General features: G+C 55.7%; 15 protein-coding genes. 10 read left to right on the top strand and 5 right to left on the bottom strand.

Annotated elements, in window-relative coordinates:
• Positions 1-148: 148 nt before the first annotated feature.
• The 3 genes from GS612_RS00635 to GS612_RS00625 form a co-directional block, all read right to left on the bottom strand.
• Positions 149-1039 (bottom strand): cation diffusion facilitator family transporter, encoded by an 891-nt coding sequence (locus GS612_RS00635; protein ID WP_216603484.1) that lies wholly within the window; start codon positions 1037-1039, stop codon positions 149-151.
• A 164-nt stretch (positions 1040-1203) separates the two neighbouring features.
• A complete protein-coding gene (locus GS612_RS00630; protein WP_171638740.1) occupies positions 1204-2112 on the bottom strand; it encodes a cytochrome c in 909 nt (302 codons plus the stop codon).
• A gap of 13 nt (positions 2113-2125) precedes the next feature.
• Positions 2126-2593: a cytochrome c gene (locus tag GS612_RS00625; RefSeq protein ID WP_171232138.1), complete on the bottom strand. Its 468-nt coding sequence runs from the start codon at positions 2591-2593 to the stop codon at positions 2126-2128.
• Between the two features lie 86 nt (positions 2594-2679).
• Here GS612_RS00625 and GS612_RS00620 point away from each other — a divergent pair, with 86 nt between their 5' ends.
• The 3 genes from GS612_RS00620 to GS612_RS00610 all read left to right on the top strand — a co-directional run bounded on the left by GS612_RS00620 (position 2680) and on the right by GS612_RS00610 (position 5821).
• Positions 2680-3525 carry a LysR family transcriptional regulator gene (locus GS612_RS00620; protein ID WP_171638739.1) on the top strand — a complete coding sequence of 282 codons (846 nt, stop codon included), beginning with the start codon at positions 2680-2682 and terminating at the stop codon, positions 3523-3525.
• Positions 3526-4034: 509 nt separating this feature from the next.
• The gene (locus GS612_RS00615; protein ID WP_171638738.1) at positions 4035-5177 is read left to right on the top strand and encodes a sensor histidine kinase; all 1143 of its coding nucleotides are present in this window, start codon (positions 4035-4037) and stop codon (positions 5175-5177) included.
• Positions 5174-5821 carry a response regulator transcription factor gene (locus GS612_RS00610; RefSeq protein ID WP_171638737.1) on the top strand — a complete coding sequence of 216 codons (648 nt, stop codon included), beginning with the start codon at positions 5174-5176 and terminating at the stop codon, positions 5819-5821. The genes GS612_RS00615 and GS612_RS00610 overlap by 4 nt, the downstream gene beginning before the upstream one ends.
• Positions 5822-6058: 237 nt before the next feature.
• On the opposite strand, the gene GS612_RS00605 is transcribed toward GS612_RS00610, so the two are convergent.
• The gene (locus GS612_RS00605) at positions 6059-6982 is read right to left on the bottom strand and encodes a LysR family transcriptional regulator (RefSeq protein WP_171638736.1); all 924 of its coding nucleotides are present in this window, start codon (positions 6980-6982) and stop codon (positions 6059-6061) included.
• A 117-nt stretch (positions 6983-7099) separates the two neighbouring features.
• Here GS612_RS00605 and GS612_RS00600 point away from each other — a divergent pair, with 117 nt between their 5' ends.
• The 3 genes from GS612_RS00600 to GS612_RS00590 are packed head-to-tail and all read left to right on the top strand — an operon-like array spanning position 7100 to position 9733.
• On the top strand, positions 7100-7726 hold the full coding sequence (locus GS612_RS00600) for a pyridoxamine 5'-phosphate oxidase family protein (RefSeq protein ID WP_171638735.1): 627 nt from the start codon (positions 7100-7102) through the stop codon (positions 7724-7726).
• 59 nt (positions 7727-7785) lie between these two features.
• Positions 7786-8766 carry an alpha/beta fold hydrolase gene (locus GS612_RS00595; protein WP_171638734.1) on the top strand — a complete coding sequence of 327 codons (981 nt, stop codon included), beginning with the start codon at positions 7786-7788 and terminating at the stop codon, positions 8764-8766.
• Between the two features lie 55 nt (positions 8767-8821).
• Positions 8822-9733 carry a PhzF family phenazine biosynthesis protein gene (locus GS612_RS00590; RefSeq protein ID WP_171638733.1) on the top strand — a complete coding sequence of 304 codons (912 nt, stop codon included), beginning with the start codon at positions 8822-8824 and terminating at the stop codon, positions 9731-9733.
• Positions 9734-9910: 177 nt separating this feature from the next.
• Here GS612_RS00590 and GS612_RS00585 read toward each other — a convergent pair whose 3' ends face one another.
• On the bottom strand, positions 9911-11131 hold the full coding sequence (locus tag GS612_RS00585; RefSeq protein ID WP_171638732.1) for an adenylate/guanylate cyclase domain-containing protein: 1221 nt from the start codon (positions 11129-11131) through the stop codon (positions 9911-9913).
• A gap of 349 nt (positions 11132-11480) precedes the next feature.
• Here GS612_RS00585 and GS612_RS00580 point away from each other — a divergent pair, with 349 nt between their 5' ends.
• The 4 genes from GS612_RS00580 (at position 11481) to GS612_RS00565 (ending at position 15725) form a co-directional block, all read left to right on the top strand.
• A complete protein-coding gene (locus GS612_RS00580; protein ID WP_171638731.1) occupies positions 11481-12506 on the top strand; it encodes a LacI family DNA-binding transcriptional regulator in 1026 nt (341 codons plus the stop codon).
• Between the two features lie 95 nt (positions 12507-12601).
• Positions 12602-13906 carry a sugar ABC transporter substrate-binding protein gene (locus GS612_RS00575; RefSeq protein WP_152460299.1) on the top strand — a complete coding sequence of 435 codons (1305 nt, stop codon included), beginning with the start codon at positions 12602-12604 and terminating at the stop codon, positions 13904-13906.
• 109 nt (positions 13907-14015) lie between these two features.
• Positions 14016-14882, top strand: a complete 867-nt coding sequence (locus GS612_RS00570; protein ID WP_152460300.1) for a carbohydrate ABC transporter permease — start codon at positions 14016-14018, stop codon at positions 14880-14882.
• A 12-nt stretch (positions 14883-14894) separates the two neighbouring features.
• Entirely contained in the window at positions 14895-15725 is an 831-nt protein-coding gene (locus tag GS612_RS00565; protein WP_152460301.1) for a carbohydrate ABC transporter permease, read from the top strand.
• The last annotated feature ends 4 nt before the right edge of the window (positions 15726-15729 follow it).

The raw sequence follows: 15729 nt of genomic DNA, 5'->3' as shown, positions 1-15729 counted from the left end.
CTCCAGTTCTGTTCGACCCAATTCATGGTGTCGGTGACAGATTATCCGGGGCTTTGCGTCCCGACATCGGGCTTAAGTCTGATGAATTGCAGGCCGAACGTCCCATCCATGACCACGACTTGCGCCGCATTCAGTTGCACCGAGTGGCTTAAGAAACCTGGCTGGGTTTTGCTCCGTTGCCCTTCAATTCGTCATCGGGTTCGAGATGAATGAAAAAGACAGAACCCGGATAAAGACGTTCCAATGCGTGTTCGATTTCATTGCAGATGTCATGGGCCGCGCTGACCGACATTGCGCCGTCCACAACGAGGTGAAACTCGACGAAGATGACATTCGCGGATCTACGCCCCTTGAGGTCGTGATATTCCAGCGCAGCACCTAGGTTGCTTTCAATGGTGCTGGAAACAACCTGCAAGTCATGGTCAGAAAGGCTTACATCCATCAGCCCGTCAACGGACGCACGAATGACTTTCCAACCTTCCCACAGGATGTTCAGCGCGACCAGTATCGCAAGGATCGGGTCAAGGATCAGCCAGCCGGTGACAAGTGCAAGTATAAGCCCCGCGATGACACCCGCTGACGTCATGACGTCTGTAAAAATGTGCCGCGAGCTTGCCTCCAATGCAGGTGAACCCTCACGCCTGCCGATTTTGAGTAACAAGTAGGCCCATGCGCCATTCACGCCCGTTGCAATGACATTGACGGCGATTCCAAGAAAAGGCGCATCCTCAAGATGTGGGGTGGGAAGTGCCAGCACGGCCTCTCTGATGATCAAGAACGCCGCCAACACAATCAATGCGCCTTCGACGACAGCGGAAAGATACTCGGCTTTCTTGTGACCAAAGGGGTGGTTTTCATCAGGGGGCTTGTTTGCGACCCGAACCGCAAAATAAGCCAGCAGGGCCGCTGCGACGTTGACGGTGGATTCCATCGCGTCCGACAACAACGCCACCGAACCTGTCAGCCACCAGGCCAGCAGCTTCAGGGCCAGTACCGCCAGGGATATCGGAATGGACCAAAGAGCGATTTTTTGTGTCATTTGGCCACGACCCTCAATCAATCATGAACGGAAACGCGGGCGCGTGCTGCGTTCCGGTGCCCAGAACGTAAAACAGGAGTTTGGCGAAAAGGGAATAGGCCTTGCGGCTTCGTGCTGACGGCTGGCAAGGACATCTGGCATCGGCCGCATGGCGCCAAAGAGGGTTACTCTAACGGCGAGCCTGTCGGTGACGCGGGCACGGCCTTGAGATAGGCCGCAATCGCCAGACGGTCGTCATCCGTAAGGCGGGATGTGTTTTCGATGACTTCCACCATCTCACCACCCGCGCTGTCATAGTCCGGCGTGAAGCCGGATTTCAGATATTCGGCAATATCAGCCTCGGACCAATCCAGTTGGGCAGAAGTCAGCCCGGGGATGCGTCCCTTTCCGCTGGGGTTTGGTGCACCTGTCAGCCAGAGATCGCGTTTCAGGCCCCCTAGCGCGTTGCGCGGCGTGTGACATTCTGCGCAATGTCCCAACGCCTCTACCAGGTATCGGCCTTGAATTTGCTGGTCAGTCAGATCGCCTTGCACAACCCAGCCCGGTTTCAGATACAACAGCTTCCACCCGCCCAGCCCGCGTCGAATATTGAAGGGAAAGCCAACCTCGTGCGCTGCGCTTTGGGTTGGAACCGCCGGCAGAGTGCCGAGGAAGGCATGCAGCGAAACAACGTCCTCGGCTGACATGTTGGCGTAGGATGTATAGGGAAATGCGGGGAAATAATGCTGTCCTTCGGGCCCGGTCCCGTGAAGCAGAGCATTGGCCAGATCCAATGCGGACCACGATCCGATGCCGGCAACCGGATCACTGGATATGTTCGGGGCTATGAAGGTGCCGAAATCCGACGCAAACCGACGTCCGCCAGCGAGTACCAGCTTTTCCCCGCCCGTTGCGTTCGGTGCAGAATGGCAGGACGCGCATCCAGCCGCGTAAAACACTGCCTCACCTCGACTGAGATCAGGGACAATCCCGTTCAGTTGTGTCTGGTCAACTGTTTTCGGACGGGTCAGCACCAAACCGACCAGCCCGACCAGTACAGCGATACCTGCGGCGAAAATGAACAAACGCCGCATGGCCCGCGCTCCTTTAGTCTTTCGGCGCCCTGTAAGCTTTGTGACAGGCCGAGCACGATCCGCCCAGATCACCCATCGCCGCCTTCAGGGCATCGACATCCTGGCCTGCCGCCGCTTGCATCGCAACCGCGGCTTCAGCCATGGCCTGACCTTTTGCGCTTACATCTGGGAAGTTCTCCCAGATGGCTGGCAAGGCTCGGGTGGACGGGTCGGACGCATTGTCGGATCCGGCAGGCCACATCGCAGATTGATCGATCTGCGTCAGAACAACCAGGTTATTTGCGGCCCGTGTTGCTGCCTCGGCATCATATTCAACCTCTCCCTTGGCCATGCCGCCCAATGTGCCAAGATTGAAGGCATAGAGCTGCATGATTGAGGTCCGAGCCTTCACCGCAGGATTTTCGCTTTCATGGGCGATGGCTGATCCAATGATGGCTATCGACAACAAACCTGCCGCAACGGCCGGGATTTTCTTGATCATTGTGCGTCTCCCTGTTCAATGCGTCGAATACTAGCCTGAACAATTTTTCTTGTAATTGTTTGTTATTCGTCGTTCCTTGTTAATTTATGCACAACCAAAACTGGGATGATCTTCGATACGCGCTGGCCGTAAGGAAACACGGATCACTGAATGCGGCTGCCGGGGCGCTGGGTGTCACTCATGCGACGGTGCTGCGCAGAGTCGCCGCGCTTGAAGACCGTTTTGGATGCGTGATCTTTCAAAAACACCCGTCAGGGTACACCGCCCTGCCCGAGGCCAGAGCCATTCTTTCGGCGATGGAAAGCGTTGAAGAGGCCGTACTTTCCGTAGAGCGGGCAATTGTTGGTGCCAACCGGTCCCCTGCGGGTCAGGTCCGCATTGCGTCCACGGACAGCCTTTGTCAGCTTGTTTTGCCTCAAATTCTGACTGAGATATCGCGGCTCTACCCCGACTTGGAACTGACTTTGTTAAGCGGCAACAGCCATCATGATCTGTCGAGGCTGACCGCGGACATCGCCGTGCGACCCTCGATCAAACTTGAAGAAGGGCTTGTCAGCGAACGTGCAGGAACCCTGTCATTCGGCGTTTTTGACGACGGTTCCCCAAACCGAAAATGGATGAGGCTTGATGGGGCGTTGAGTCGCTCGCTTCCCGCCAAATGGCTGGCCGAACATGTCAGCGCCGATGAAATGGCCAACGGGGCAGACAGCTTTTTGGTGCTTCAGCAGATGGCGGCCTCCGGGGCGGGCAAAGCGTTTCTGCCCTCGTTTATTGGGAATGCGGATCCTCGGCTTCATCGGTCGTCAGAAATTGATCCCGGAATAGATGTTCCGCTCTGGGTGGCGACTCTGGACGAGATAGCGCGCACTCCCAGATTTGCCATTGTGCAAAGAGCTTTGGTTGAACGCCTGTCCATTGCTCTGCCGGGGTGACAAAAAAATACTCGCCCGTAGGTGTGGCTCCTCCGAGGACGGCTTTGGGCCGATGCGCTGGTCGTCTGGACGGAGTTTTGAGCGAACTCCGTGTACCTCCTGCAAGGCCACGCGTGCCTTCTGTCCGCCGCCTGCGCGATTGCGCGATCAAGGGGTCGACATGATCCAAATTCTGAAACCGAACGCTGATGAGTTCAGACCAAGGTCGGTGGTGCGGTCAGGGATTGTCGTTCATAGTTGAACACGAAATGAGACCCGAGATTTCCGATCTGTCAGTTCGCAATTGGTCATTGTCGCGAGTTTTCCTTGCGGCCTGCATTGTCGTGATGGGAACGGCCACCGCGATAGTTGGCGTATGGGTGTCAAATCGGATCGAGAATGCAGTTGTCCAAAATTCAGCCAATTCCGCGGCGCTGTATATGGAGAGCATCGTATCCCCTCTCAGTCAGGAACTTGCATACGGGGATCGTCTTTCCGATCAAGCAAGGCGGGCACTGGACGAAATTTTCATGACCCAGCCACTGCGGGACCGCATTGTGTCCTTCAAGTTTTGGAAGCAAGGCGGCGTGATCGCGCACGCGTCGGATCCGACCATCATTGGACGCCGTTTCGATCCGACTGACGATCTGAGCCGAGCCTGGAGTGGAGAGATTTCGGGTTCTTTCGAAGATCTCGACCATGCTGAAAGCGCCGCAGAAGCAGCACTTGGGATCCCGCTACTTGAAGTGTACAGCCCGATCCGAGAACTCTGGTCAGGAGATATCATTGCAGTTGCAGAGTTTTACGAGAAAGCTGAACAGCTGGAAGTTGATATGGCCAAAGCCCGCCGGACAAGCTGGCTGGTCGTCGGATCAGCGTTTACGGCAAGTACAATCGTGCTGTTTTCCATCGTGGCAATCGGTGACAACACCATTCGACGTCAGGGGCGCCTGTTGGAGCGGCGTCTGAAAGAGAGTGAGCAGATGGCAGAGCAGAACGCCAGGCTGCGGTCGCGCGTGGTCGAAGCGTCGGAACGATATGCCACGCAAACGGATCGCTTTCTGAAGAAGCTTGGTTCCGAGCTTCACGACGGTCCCGCTCAATATCTGTCCCTCGCGGCCCTCAGGTTGGAGGCGGCATTCTCGGACAGGCCTGAAAAGCCTGCGGAGGCCGAGGAGATTCAACAGTCTTTGCAGAAGTCCTTGGCCGAAATTCGAGCGTTGTCGCGGGGGTTGTCCGCTCCGGACATCGACAATCTGGCGCTGATTGATGTGGTGAAAAGAGCGATAGAAGATCACTCGGAACACAGCCCGTTGCGGCCGGATATTTCACTTCAGGGAAGCCAGACGATCGAGTTGTCCGTGTCCGACAAGCTGTGTGTTTTCCGGTTCCTTCAGGAAACGCTTTCCAATGCCGCCAGGTATGCTCCGAATTCTCGATGCACCGTCATTTGCGAGGCGCATAACGATCGGGTCGTCATTCATGTCAACGATGACGGGCCCGGATTTGACCCCTCGGACGGAAAAGTACTGCGTGACGATGGAGGCCAGGGGCTCTTGGGCTTGCGAGATCGGGTTGAGAGTATCGGCGGCAGGTTCGAAGTTTGGTCAAGCCCTGGCAAAGGCACCTCTGTCACAATGACACTATTTCCCAGAAAGATGAGTACGTCATGACAACATCTGTCGTAATCGCGGATGATCACCCGATTTTCAGGGACGGTTTGCACCGGACATTGGACGAAGCCGATGGGTTCGAAGTTCTCGCTGCCGGCTCGAGCGCGGATGAGGCAATTTCACTTGTCGGCATTCATCAACCTGACATCGCCATCCTTGATCTTTCGATGCCCGGGGGCGGCATTAATGCGACGCGAAAAATCGCGGCCATGGCAAACCCGCCATTCATCGCGATACTGACGGTCTCGGAAAACAACAGTGACGTTGCGGATGCTTTGGAAGCAGGGGCAATCGGCTACATCGTCAAAGGTGTGACGGCTAGCGAACTGACGGCTTCACTGCGCAGCATCGCCGCAGGTGAAGGGTTCGTGTCACCCGGGTTGGCCTCGCGCGTGCTGCTTCAGATCAACAGAGAGGCAGAAGCTTCCAAAGACGGTGATGTTCTGGATGATCTCACGCATCGCGAGGAAGAAATACTTCGACGTGTGGCGAAGGGGATGAGCAATCGGGAGATCGCAGATCAACTGGATCTTCAGGAAAAAACCGTAAAGCACTATATGACGGCAATCCTGTCCAAGCTCCACGCCCGAAACCGGGTCGAAGCCGCGCTGATCGCGCACGATGCTTGGGGCCAGACCGACTAAGCCATGGGTCAAACGTGATTGCATGCTCAATGCTGGCCCTATCGCTTCGAAAAGCGCGTGCACCCGGGATCTGAGATTTCAGTTTCGTGCCGGCAAATCTAGTTGGTGGCAAGCTTTGTTGCACATGTTCGCCCTTGCGCTGTACCACCTCAAAGCGCATGCCCAAAGTGATCTGTCGGTCAGGGCCCTGGCGACACTGGCCGCGACCGGATGGCGTGGTTCGGCGGATCTTTTGGCCTAACTCATAGGCCTGTGTTGGAATCCATCCAAATAGGGGTCGGATTTGAGACGCTTGGCCGCAAAATCGACAAAAGCGCGCACTTTTGCAGACACGGTGCGGCCCTCTTGATGCACAAGATGGATGGGGATCTCGGGTGGTTCATACGAATTCAGAACGGTCCTGAGCCGCCCGTCCGCAACGTAGGGTGCAACCTGATAGGATAAAAGCCGCCCGATGCCATGCCCTTGCAGGGCCAGCTCGATCACCGCGTCATTGGTGTTCATGCTGATGCGCGGGTTCACGCGCTTTGTCACGACCGTTTCGCTTTTTTGAAAATGCCATTGGGCCGAGGCGTGCAGGGCGGTCGAGTTTATGATCGCGTGATTGGCCAGGTCGTCGGGTGTGTCTGGTTCGCCGCGCGCATCAAGATATGCCGGAGCGGCAAACACGACCTGCCTCACCGCACCGCATCTCAAGGCCATCAGGCTTGAGTCTGCAAGATTTCCAATCCTGATGCCGACGTCGAGGCCCTCATCCACCAGATTGACCACGCGGTCCACATAGAGAGTGCGCGCAGAGATCTTTGGATACAGTTCCAGAAAGTCACCCAGAATCGGAGTGACGAACATACGGCCGAACAACACCGATGCGGTCACGCTGAGTTCCCCGGTCGGTTCTGCATAGGATCCGACGGCGGCACGCTCTGCCTCCTCGAGATCCATCAGAATGCGTCTGGCATCGTCAAAGAACCTTCGCCCGCTGTCCGTCAGCATGACTGATCGCGTGGTGCGCACAAAAAGACGGAGCCCCAGGCTGTCCTCCAACATGGAGACCAGTCGGGTTACCGTTGGTGGCGACATATTGAGGTGGCGCGCCGCGGCGGCGAAGCCTTTCAGCTCGGCCACCTTCACAAAAACGCTCAGTGCGTGAAATCTATCCAAACAACTATTCCATATTTTGGAATAATATATTGCCGAATAGGGATATTCTGCAACACCCAAGCTTTGACTAGCTTCACCTCAACCCCAGGGCTCTGCCCGGCTGAGATGGAGAATTCAATGTCACGTCCTTTTGCAGAAATCAGTTTTACGCCTTCGGTACGTGCAACACAGGCCAGGAACGGATCGGCTGAAGGCTATGCAAAGTTTCTGGCCGGCGCCGTTCAGGAAGACCTCATCAGCCCGGTCGAAGCCAGCTTCATCGCACAAAGGGACGGCTTCTATCAGGCGACCGTCTCTGAAACCGGCTGGCCTTATGTTCAATTCCGCGGCGGACCGGCAGGCTTTCTGAAAGTGCTGGATGAACGGACGCTTGCCTACGCGGATTTTCGCGGCAACCGGCAATATCTGAGTGCAGGTAACCTGCTGAACAACGACCGCATTTCTTTGATCCTGATGGACTATCCCAACCGGAGACGCCTCAAGATCTGGGGCCGAGCGAAACTTGTTGATGGCGCGGATGATCCGGCCCTGATGCAACGTTTGCATGACCCGAATTACAGGGGCCGCTCGGAGCGGGCCATTGTGATCAAGCTTGAAGCGATGGACTGGAACTGCCCGCAGCACATCCCCCAACGCCTGACCCTGGAAGAGTTTGAAGAGCACATGGCGCCGCTTCGCGATGAACTGGCGGAACTGAAAGCTCAAAACGCAGAGCACAACGAAAAGCCCGGCCATAAACGCTGACCGATGCTGAACCCTGCGCGTTCAGACGCGCGCCCAAAACGCCAAGAAAGGAAATACCCATGTCGCGCAATCTGAAATCCATCCTGAGCGCCAGTCTTCTCGCGCTTACTATCGCGGTGCCATTAACTCCGGCCCCCGCAATCGCCAATGAGACTGGCATTGAAGCCACCCAAGCGGTCAACTTCCGCGCCGAAAAAATCGGCGAGGTCAATATCGCCTATCGCGAGGCCGGAGACCCGAACAGGCCAACCGTTCTGTTGCTTCATGGCTTTCCGACCTCGTCACATATGTTCCGCAACCTTATCCCCGAGCTGGCCAAGCACTTTCACGTTATTGCGCCCGATTTCCCCGGATTTGGGGCGTCGGACATGCCGCAAGCTGAAGATTTCGAGTATTCCTTTGCGAATATCGCCGAAATCATGACCTCCCTGCTGGATCGGAAGGGTGTCGATCAATACGCGGTCTATCTGATGGACTATGGTGCCCCGGTTGGATTCCGGATGTTTGCCGAACAGCCCGAACGGGTCACCGGCTTAGTCATTCAGAACGGCAATGCGTATGAGGAAGGGCTGCGCGAATTCTGGAACCCGATCAAAGCCTATTGGGCCGATCCCTCGAAAGAGAATGGCGACCAGCTTCGTGGGTTTCTTACTCTGGATGCGACCAAGTGGCAGTTCACCCATGGTGTGCAAAGGCCGGAACTGATCAGCCCGGACAACTATTGGCACGTCCAATACCTGCTTGACCGCAAAGGCAATCAGGAGGTGCAACTTGAACTTTTCCTGGACTACGGCACCAACGTTGCCGAGTACCCGAAATGGCAGGCGTTGTTTCGTGAGCATCAACCACCTGCGCTGCTGATGTGGGGTAAGAATGATCACATCTTTCCGGCCGAAGGCGCCCTGCCCTATCAACGCGATCTGAATGATCTTGAGTTTCATCTGCTTGATACCGGACACTTCGCGCTGGAAGAATATGGGCCTGAAATTGCGGACCGCATGACTGCATTCCTGAATCGCATCACCGCCGCCGGCAACTGATGCGCAACTGGCCGCGCCTCGATCAAGGGCGCGGCCTCATGTTTGGAGACGATCAATGAATACGCAAGCGAACACTGCCAAGGAAGTCACGGTTGAAATCGTGCACGGGTTTGTCGACGGTGGCACCGGAGGAAATCCCGCAGGCGTCGTTCTGGACGCTGATGATCTGAGCGCGCAAGATATGCAAACCGTGGCGGCAAGAGTTGGATTGTCCGAGACGGCGTTTGTCTCGCGGTCCGAGACGGAAGGCTTCAAGCTGGATTTCTTCACACCGAACCGGCGCATCGCTCATTGCGGTCATGCAACAATCGCCGCCTTCTCTCACCTTGATGCGCTTGGCCGGATCCCCAAGCCCGACACGTCAAAGGAAACTATTGATGGCCCCAGGCGCATACTCATTAAAGACGGCGCCGCCTATATGGAACAATTGGCCCCACGCTACTCGGGTGCACAGGAATGGATCGAAAAGGGCGTCAAACTCGACGATGTGCTGAGCTCTCTCGAGGTCGACAAAACTGACCTGGATCAGAGGTTTGCTCCGGTTTTGGTCAATACCGGCAACAGCTTCATCGTCGTTGGTCTTTCGGATGCGGCGGGCCTTGCCAAAATCAGACCAGATTTGGCCAAAATCAAGCAAATCAGCGAGCAACTGGATCTGATTGGTTATTACGTATTCACGAAAGACCCTTCAATCACCAGCCGGGACGCCACAACCCGTATGTTCGCACCCAGATACGCGATAGATGAAGAAGCCGCCACGGGGATGGCGGCCGGGCCACTTGCATGCGTGTTGCATGAATTCGGCGGCACGTCTCAGCGGTCATTTGAAATCGAACAAGGGGTGTTTATGAACCCGGCAAGCCCAAGCTTGATTAAGGTCGATCTGGACATCGAGAATGGCGCAATCACGGGCCTCATGGCGGGTGGTTTCGGAAAAGCCATGACCTCGGCCCGGATTGCTTTGTGACGCAAAAAGGCCAGGTGTGTCCGCAGCATCAGCTTCGGATGCGCCCAGGTCCTTGAGCGTGAATACGTTTCGTCCAAGGGTCCAGCGACGGGACCTTAGTCAGCGCAGTGCGAGGCCCGGTCGCCCGCGGCCCAAATCGAAACCGGCCATTGAGGACAATGTAGAAGCTTGCGATTCTCAATCCATGTTGTCCGGATCAATGTGGCGATCCGGCATGGGGCTGGCTTGATGCTCCTTTTCGACGAGAGAATACAGCTCGATGGATCCGGCAAGCCCTCGAACTTCGTGAAACCCGCAAGCAGAGAACAGTTCAGGCGAAGCCGCGGCAACGGCTGACGTCGCCAGAACTCTTTGGCCCAGGGATTTCGTCAACCCCTCAATACGGCTTGCGAGGTTGACTGCCCTACCCAGAACAGTGAAATCCAGCCTGCCAGGGCTGCCGATATTGCCATAGCTGACCTGCCCGACATTGATCCCGATGCCTATGTCCAACGGCGGCTTCCGAGCCTCTTCGCGGTGATGGTTGAGTGCGGCCAAACCGGTCAATACGCTTTGAGCGGCCCGCGCTGCCCTTTTGCATTGGGCGTTCAAATCCTCCTGTGTCGCAACAGTGAATATCGACAGAATGCCGTCTCCCATAAACTTGAGAATGTCGCCGCCATTCTCTTCGACAGACTGCACGACTAGATCAAAATATCCACTCAGCATGTCGAAAACGTCCTCTTCGGATGCCCTGTCCGAAAGAGCGGTGAAACCGCGCAGGTCAGAGAACATGACAACTGCGTCAAGGGTCGTGCGTTCCCCTCGCTTGATCCTCCCGTTCCACACAGCATCAGAGGGCCCATCGCCAAGATAGGTTCTCAGAAGACCTTTGGACGACTTGCGCATCGTGACCGGTTCCAGAGCTGAGGACAAAGCGGGCAATGCATCCTCAATCATTTTCAGATGCCGGGGTGAGAACCCTTCTGGCGACCGGGTGACAAAAGTGCAGCCGTGCAGCGATCCGTCTCCGTAATATAGCAGCGTAGCATAGTAATCGGTGCCACCCAGCTCGGCGAAATCAAGATATGATGAGTGCTCGGTCTTGGGATCCAATTGCCGCAGACTTTTGTGAAGTGGCTTCCGGTGTTCAAGAATGTATTCGAATGAGCTGCCGACATACCCATCCGTCAGCATGGTCTCATGTGTTACGTCATAGCTTTCGGTGCCATCCGGTGTCCAAACGATCCCCCATGCGATGAGCAGCGGATTGGCGAAACGCTGACCGATATTGACCCGCCAGAGCGGCACACCCGCCTCGATCAGAGACGAACAGAAATATGACACCACTTTTTCCGGGTCATCCGAACGACGCCCCTCGGCAATCATCCAATTGGTCAGTTGGGCAATAGCATCCATAGTTTAAAACCAATCGCTTAGATAAGATCGTCAAGAATTTGGGTTCAGCGTTCGATCATATTATTCTAGACTTTTTCTTACCCCGTCCAAGCCTGCTGTTCGGTCCACAGTTATCGGCCGTAAGCGCCGGCCAAGCCACACCCAGACCTTCCTGGATACGTTTTGCCAGCCTTGTCATCAATTTGAATGAATCTTGCAAAAAGGCCGGCGTCACTCTCGAAATCCCTTTGGACGCCTTGTCGCGCGCTGGTTGCACGAGGCAGCTCTGGCTATTGATTTATTAGCGCGCGCAAAGAATATGTAAATCTATGATAAGTTCACGACGAACAAAACCAGCAGGCAGACTGGCATGACCAAGATAAAGAATATGGAAGAGTTTGCAGCGCTCAGCGGCATCTCGCGCCCGACGGTATCCAAGTACTTTCACGATCCCGACAGCGTTCGCCCCACGACGCGGGCCCGAATCGAAGAGGCGCTGGAACGGTTCGACTATCGCCCCAACATTTACGCGGTGAACCAGAACCGGAAGCTTACCAAGAATATCGGTATCGTCGTACCGTATCTGGCCGATCCGTTCTTTGCTGAAATCGCACGCTATCTGGAACAAAGCTGTATCGCGGCCGGATACCGTCCGTTCCTGTTCAGCTCTCATGGTGAACAAAAGCTGGAAAACGAAATTCTGGACGGTTTGCAATCCATGAAGCCGGCAGGTGTACTTTTGGCGCCTCTCGGACGCGTTTCGGACAGATCAGCAATAGAGAAATTCTGCGCCAATGTTCCGACGATCTTGTTTGACAGTAATCTCGATGGTTTGGGGGCTGCATTCGTTGGTTCTGATAACTTCAGCTTTGTTTCACAAACCGTCGAATACATGACCCGCACTGGTGAACCGCCTTCGTTCTTTGAAATGCGCACACCTGCGAACCCAAACGCCAACAAGCGAAGGAAAGCCTATATCAAAGTGATGGAACGTCTCGGACTCGAGCCGCATATTATCAAAGTTGAAGGCACAGGCTGGGCGTTTGAAGAAATCGGCCAAAGAGGGGCGCTGAAAGTTCTGGAAGAACGCGGTTTGCGAACCGACTCGGTACTATGCAGCAATGATCGACTGGCCATTGGCTTTCTTGCAGCTTGCTACAAACAGGGGATTCGCGTCGGTCGTGATGACAGTTGCGCGCTGCGCGTGGCCTCAAATGATGATCATCCCTTCGCGCAGTTTACTTGCCCATCCCTTACAACGGCGGCTCATGACTATGACAATGTTGCCGGTCGCAGCGTCGAAACCCTGTTTCAACTCATTGAAAGTGGAGGGAAATTCAAGGCGCGATCTGAGACGTTGTTTCCCGCAAGATTGGTTTTGAGGGATTCCGCGTAACCCACAATTTTTAACGCGCGTAAAGTTTTTATTGACGCCGCGACAATTTACACACTACTTTCTGTGTACGGCATCCAAGCTCAGGGAGGACAAGGATGTATTTGAAGAACGCACTTCGTGCGGCTACGGCATTAACCTTTGTCGCAACGGCCGCGGCCCATGCAGAAACGATCACGATCGCAACCGTCAATAATGGCGACATGATCCGGATGCAGGGCTATACCGACAACTTTACCGAGGCGACTGGTATCGACGTGGAATGGGTGACGCTGGAGGAGAACGTCTTGCGTCAGCGTGTTACCACCGACATCACCACCAAGGGCGGTCAGTTCGATATCATGACCATCGGCATGTACGAAACGCCGATCTGGGGCGCGAATGGCTGGTTGGTTCCTTTGGATGGACTGTCAGAGGAATATGATGTCGGCGATCTGCTTCCTGCGATGGCGGGTGGCCTGAGCCATGAGGGCACGCTGTATGCGGCACCGTTCTATGGCGAAAGCTCGATGATCATGTATCGCACCGATCTGATGGAAAAGGCCGGGATGGAGATGCCTGAGGCGCCGACATGGCAGTTTATCCGCGAGGCGGCGGCTGCGATGACGGACCGTGACAACGACATCAACGGCATCTGCCTGCGTGGCAAGGCGGGTTGGGGTGAAGGCGGTGCCTTTATCACTGTGACCGCGAATTCCTTTGGTGCGCGATGGTTTGATGAAGACTGGAAACCTCAGTTTGATCAGCCCGAATGGAAAGAGGCGCTGACCTTTTTTGTCGACATGATGAATGAATCCGGCCCTGCCGGTTACGCGACCAACGGCTTCAACGAAAACCTGTCGCTGTTCCAGCAGGGCAAGTGCGGAATGTGGATCGACGCCACTGTTGCGGCGTCCTTCGTGACAAATCCGGATGATTCAACTGTCGCGGACAAGGTCGGGTTTGCTCTGGCACCAAATTCGGAAGGCGTCGACAAGCGCGCCAACTGGCTGTGGGCCTGGGCACTGGCCATTCCGGCGGGAACCCAGAAAGAGGATGCAGCCAAGCAGTTCATCGAATGGGCTACTTCGAAGGACTACATCGAACTGGTGGCGGAAAACGAAGGTTGGGCCAATGTCCCTCCGGGCGCGCGTACCTCGCTTTATGAGAACGCGAACTACAAGGACATTCCGTTCGCCAAGATGACGCTCGAGTCGATCCTGTTGGCCGACCCGCAGAACTGCTGTGCCAAGCCAACACCCTATACTGGCATCCAGTTCGTTGCGATCCCGGAATTCGCGGGCATTGCCACACAGGTCAGTCAGGAATTCTCGGCGGTTTATGCCGGACAGCAGACTGTAGATGAAGCGCTTGAAAAGGCGCAGGCCTTTACGGCTGAAGAAATGGAAGCCGCAGGGTACTGAGGCATCCCTCCCAGTAGGGGACAGGTGATCTGTCCCCTGCTCTCTCCACTTCCACAACTCGCGTTTTTCTCGCAGGCTGAGTTACGCCTGAACAGAGAGGGTTTGCGTAATGGCTACTCAACACTCCCGATCCGTTGCTCGCCTGATGATGGCACCCGCAGTGGTCCTGCTGCTTGGCTGGATGCTCGTGCCATTGACGATGACGCTGTACTTTTCCTTCAAAAAATATCTGCCTCTGCGCGGGGGTGATCTGGGCTGGGTCGGGTTCGACAACTACGTCCGCTTTGTCTCGTCCAGTACATTCTGGCCCGCGGTGCAGGCAACACTGGTCATTGTTGGCGGTGTTCTTATCATAACCGTCATTCTCGGAATTCTGCTTGCCATGCTGCTGGATCAGCCGATGTGGGGGCAAGGCATTGTCCGAATCCTTGTCATCGCGCCGTTCTTCGTCATGCCCACTGTGTCTGCGCTGGTGTGGAAGAACATGTTTATGGACCCGGTCAATGGATTGCTGGCCCATCTGTGGCGTTTTTTCGGGGCCGAGCCGATCTCGTGGTTGTCCGAGGCGTCGATGACCTCGATCATCATGATCGTTTCGTGGCAATGGCTGCCCTTTGCAACGCTGATCCTGTTGACCGCCATTCAGTCGCTGGACAGCGAGCAACTGGAAGCAGCCGAGATGGATGGTGCACCGCCGTTGAAGCGCTTTTACCACATCATTCTGCCGCATCTGGGCCGTGCGATCACCATTGTGATCCTGATCCAAACAATCTTTCTTTTGTCGATTTTCGCCGAGATCTTCGTGACCACCGGCGGCGCTTTCGGCACCCGTACACTCACCTACCTGATCTTCCAGCGCGTGTTGGAAAGCCAGAATGTCGGCCTTGGATCAGCCGGAGGTGTCTACGCAATCATCCTTGCCAATATCGTTGCGATCTTCCTGATGCGCATCGTCGGCAAGAACCTGGACGCGTGAGGAGGAAAACCCATGGCCCGCGCTGTCACATCCCGACGCAAATCGCTGAACACCGCCCTTGCCTGGGCTGTTGGACTGCTGATTTTCTTCCCGATCCTTTGGACGATCCTGACCAGCTTCAAAACCGAAGCGCAGGCCATTGCCAGCCCGCCCCTGTTTTTGAACTTTGACTGGACGCTGGAAAACTACGCCATCGTGCAGGAACGCTCGGACTATATGCGTTTCCTGTGGAATTCGGTGATCATCGCCGGTGGATCGACCATGCTGGGCGTGATCATCGCCGTGCCCGCCGCCTGGGCGATGGCGTTTGTTCCGTCCAAACGAACCAAGGACATCCTGTTGTGGATGCTGTCCACCAAGATGCTGCCAGCCGTAGGTGTGTTGTACCCGATCTACTTGCTGTTCATCCAACTGGGCCTTCTGGATACGCGCGGAGGGTTGGTCGTGGTGCTGATGCTGATCAACCTGCCGATCATCGTCTGGATGCTTTACACTTATTTCCGCGAAATTCCGGGTGAAATTCTGGAAGCCGCACGGATGGATGGGGCGACGCTGAAAGAGGAAATTCTCTATGTCCTAACCCCTATGGCCATTCCCGGCATCGCTTCGACCGTGTTGCTGAACTTTATCCTTGCGTGGAACGAGGCGTTCTGGACCCTCAATCTGACCGCTGTTGACGCGGCACCGCTCACGGCCTTCATCGCCAGCTATTCCAGCCCCGAGGGCCTGTTCTTTGCCAAGCTCAGCGCGGCCTCGACCATGGCAATTGCACCCATCCTGATCCTTGGCTGGTTCAGCCAGAAACAACTTGTCCGCGGCCTGACCTTCGGCGCTGTGAAATAAGGAG

It is taken from the genome of Ruegeria sp. HKCCD6157, from assembly GCF_013110685.1.
GTDB lineage: Bacteria > Pseudomonadota > Alphaproteobacteria > Rhodobacterales > Rhodobacteraceae > Ruegeria.
The sequence above is the reverse complement of the archived record's forward strand: the minus strand, read 5'-3'. Positions and strand labels throughout refer to the sequence as shown.

What these genes read in the sequence shown, in the direction of transcription:
- GS612_RS00635 (WP_216603484.1), bottom strand. Translation starts at nt 1,039, where the DNA reads ATGACACAAAAAATCGCTCTTTGGTCCATTCCGATATCCCTGGCGGTA.
- GS612_RS00630 (WP_171638740.1), bottom strand. Translation starts at nt 2,112, where the DNA reads ATGCGGCGTTTGTTCATTTTCGCCGCAGGTATCGCTGTACTGGTCGGG.
- GS612_RS00625 (WP_171232138.1), bottom strand. Translation starts at nt 2,593, where the DNA reads ATGATCAAGAAAATCCCGGCCGTTGCGGCAGGTTTGTTGTCGATAGCC.
- GS612_RS00620 (WP_171638739.1), top strand. Translation starts at nt 2,680, where the DNA reads ATGCACAACCAAAACTGGGATGATCTTCGATACGCGCTGGCCGTAAGG.
- GS612_RS00615 (WP_171638738.1), top strand. Translation starts at nt 4,035, where the DNA reads ATGACCCAGCCACTGCGGGACCGCATTGTGTCCTTCAAGTTTTGGAAG.
- GS612_RS00610 (WP_171638737.1), top strand. Translation starts at nt 5,174, where the DNA reads ATGACAACATCTGTCGTAATCGCGGATGATCACCCGATTTTCAGGGAC.
- GS612_RS00600 (WP_171638735.1), top strand. Translation starts at nt 7,100, where the DNA reads ATGTCACGTCCTTTTGCAGAAATCAGTTTTACGCCTTCGGTACGTGCA.
- GS612_RS00595 (WP_171638734.1), top strand. Translation starts at nt 7,786, where the DNA reads ATGTCGCGCAATCTGAAATCCATCCTGAGCGCCAGTCTTCTCGCGCTT.
- GS612_RS00590 (WP_171638733.1), top strand. Translation starts at nt 8,822, where the DNA reads ATGAATACGCAAGCGAACACTGCCAAGGAAGTCACGGTTGAAATCGTG.
- GS612_RS00585 (WP_171638732.1), bottom strand. Translation starts at nt 11,131, where the DNA reads ATGGATGCTATTGCCCAACTGACCAATTGGATGATTGCCGAGGGGCGT.
- GS612_RS00580 (WP_171638731.1), top strand. Translation starts at nt 11,481, where the DNA reads ATGACCAAGATAAAGAATATGGAAGAGTTTGCAGCGCTCAGCGGCATC.
- GS612_RS00575 (WP_152460299.1), top strand. Translation starts at nt 12,602, where the DNA reads ATGTATTTGAAGAACGCACTTCGTGCGGCTACGGCATTAACCTTTGTC.
- GS612_RS00570 (WP_152460300.1), top strand. Translation starts at nt 14,016, where the DNA reads ATGGCTACTCAACACTCCCGATCCGTTGCTCGCCTGATGATGGCACCC.
- GS612_RS00565 (WP_152460301.1), top strand. Translation starts at nt 14,895, where the DNA reads ATGGCCCGCGCTGTCACATCCCGACGCAAATCGCTGAACACCGCCCTT.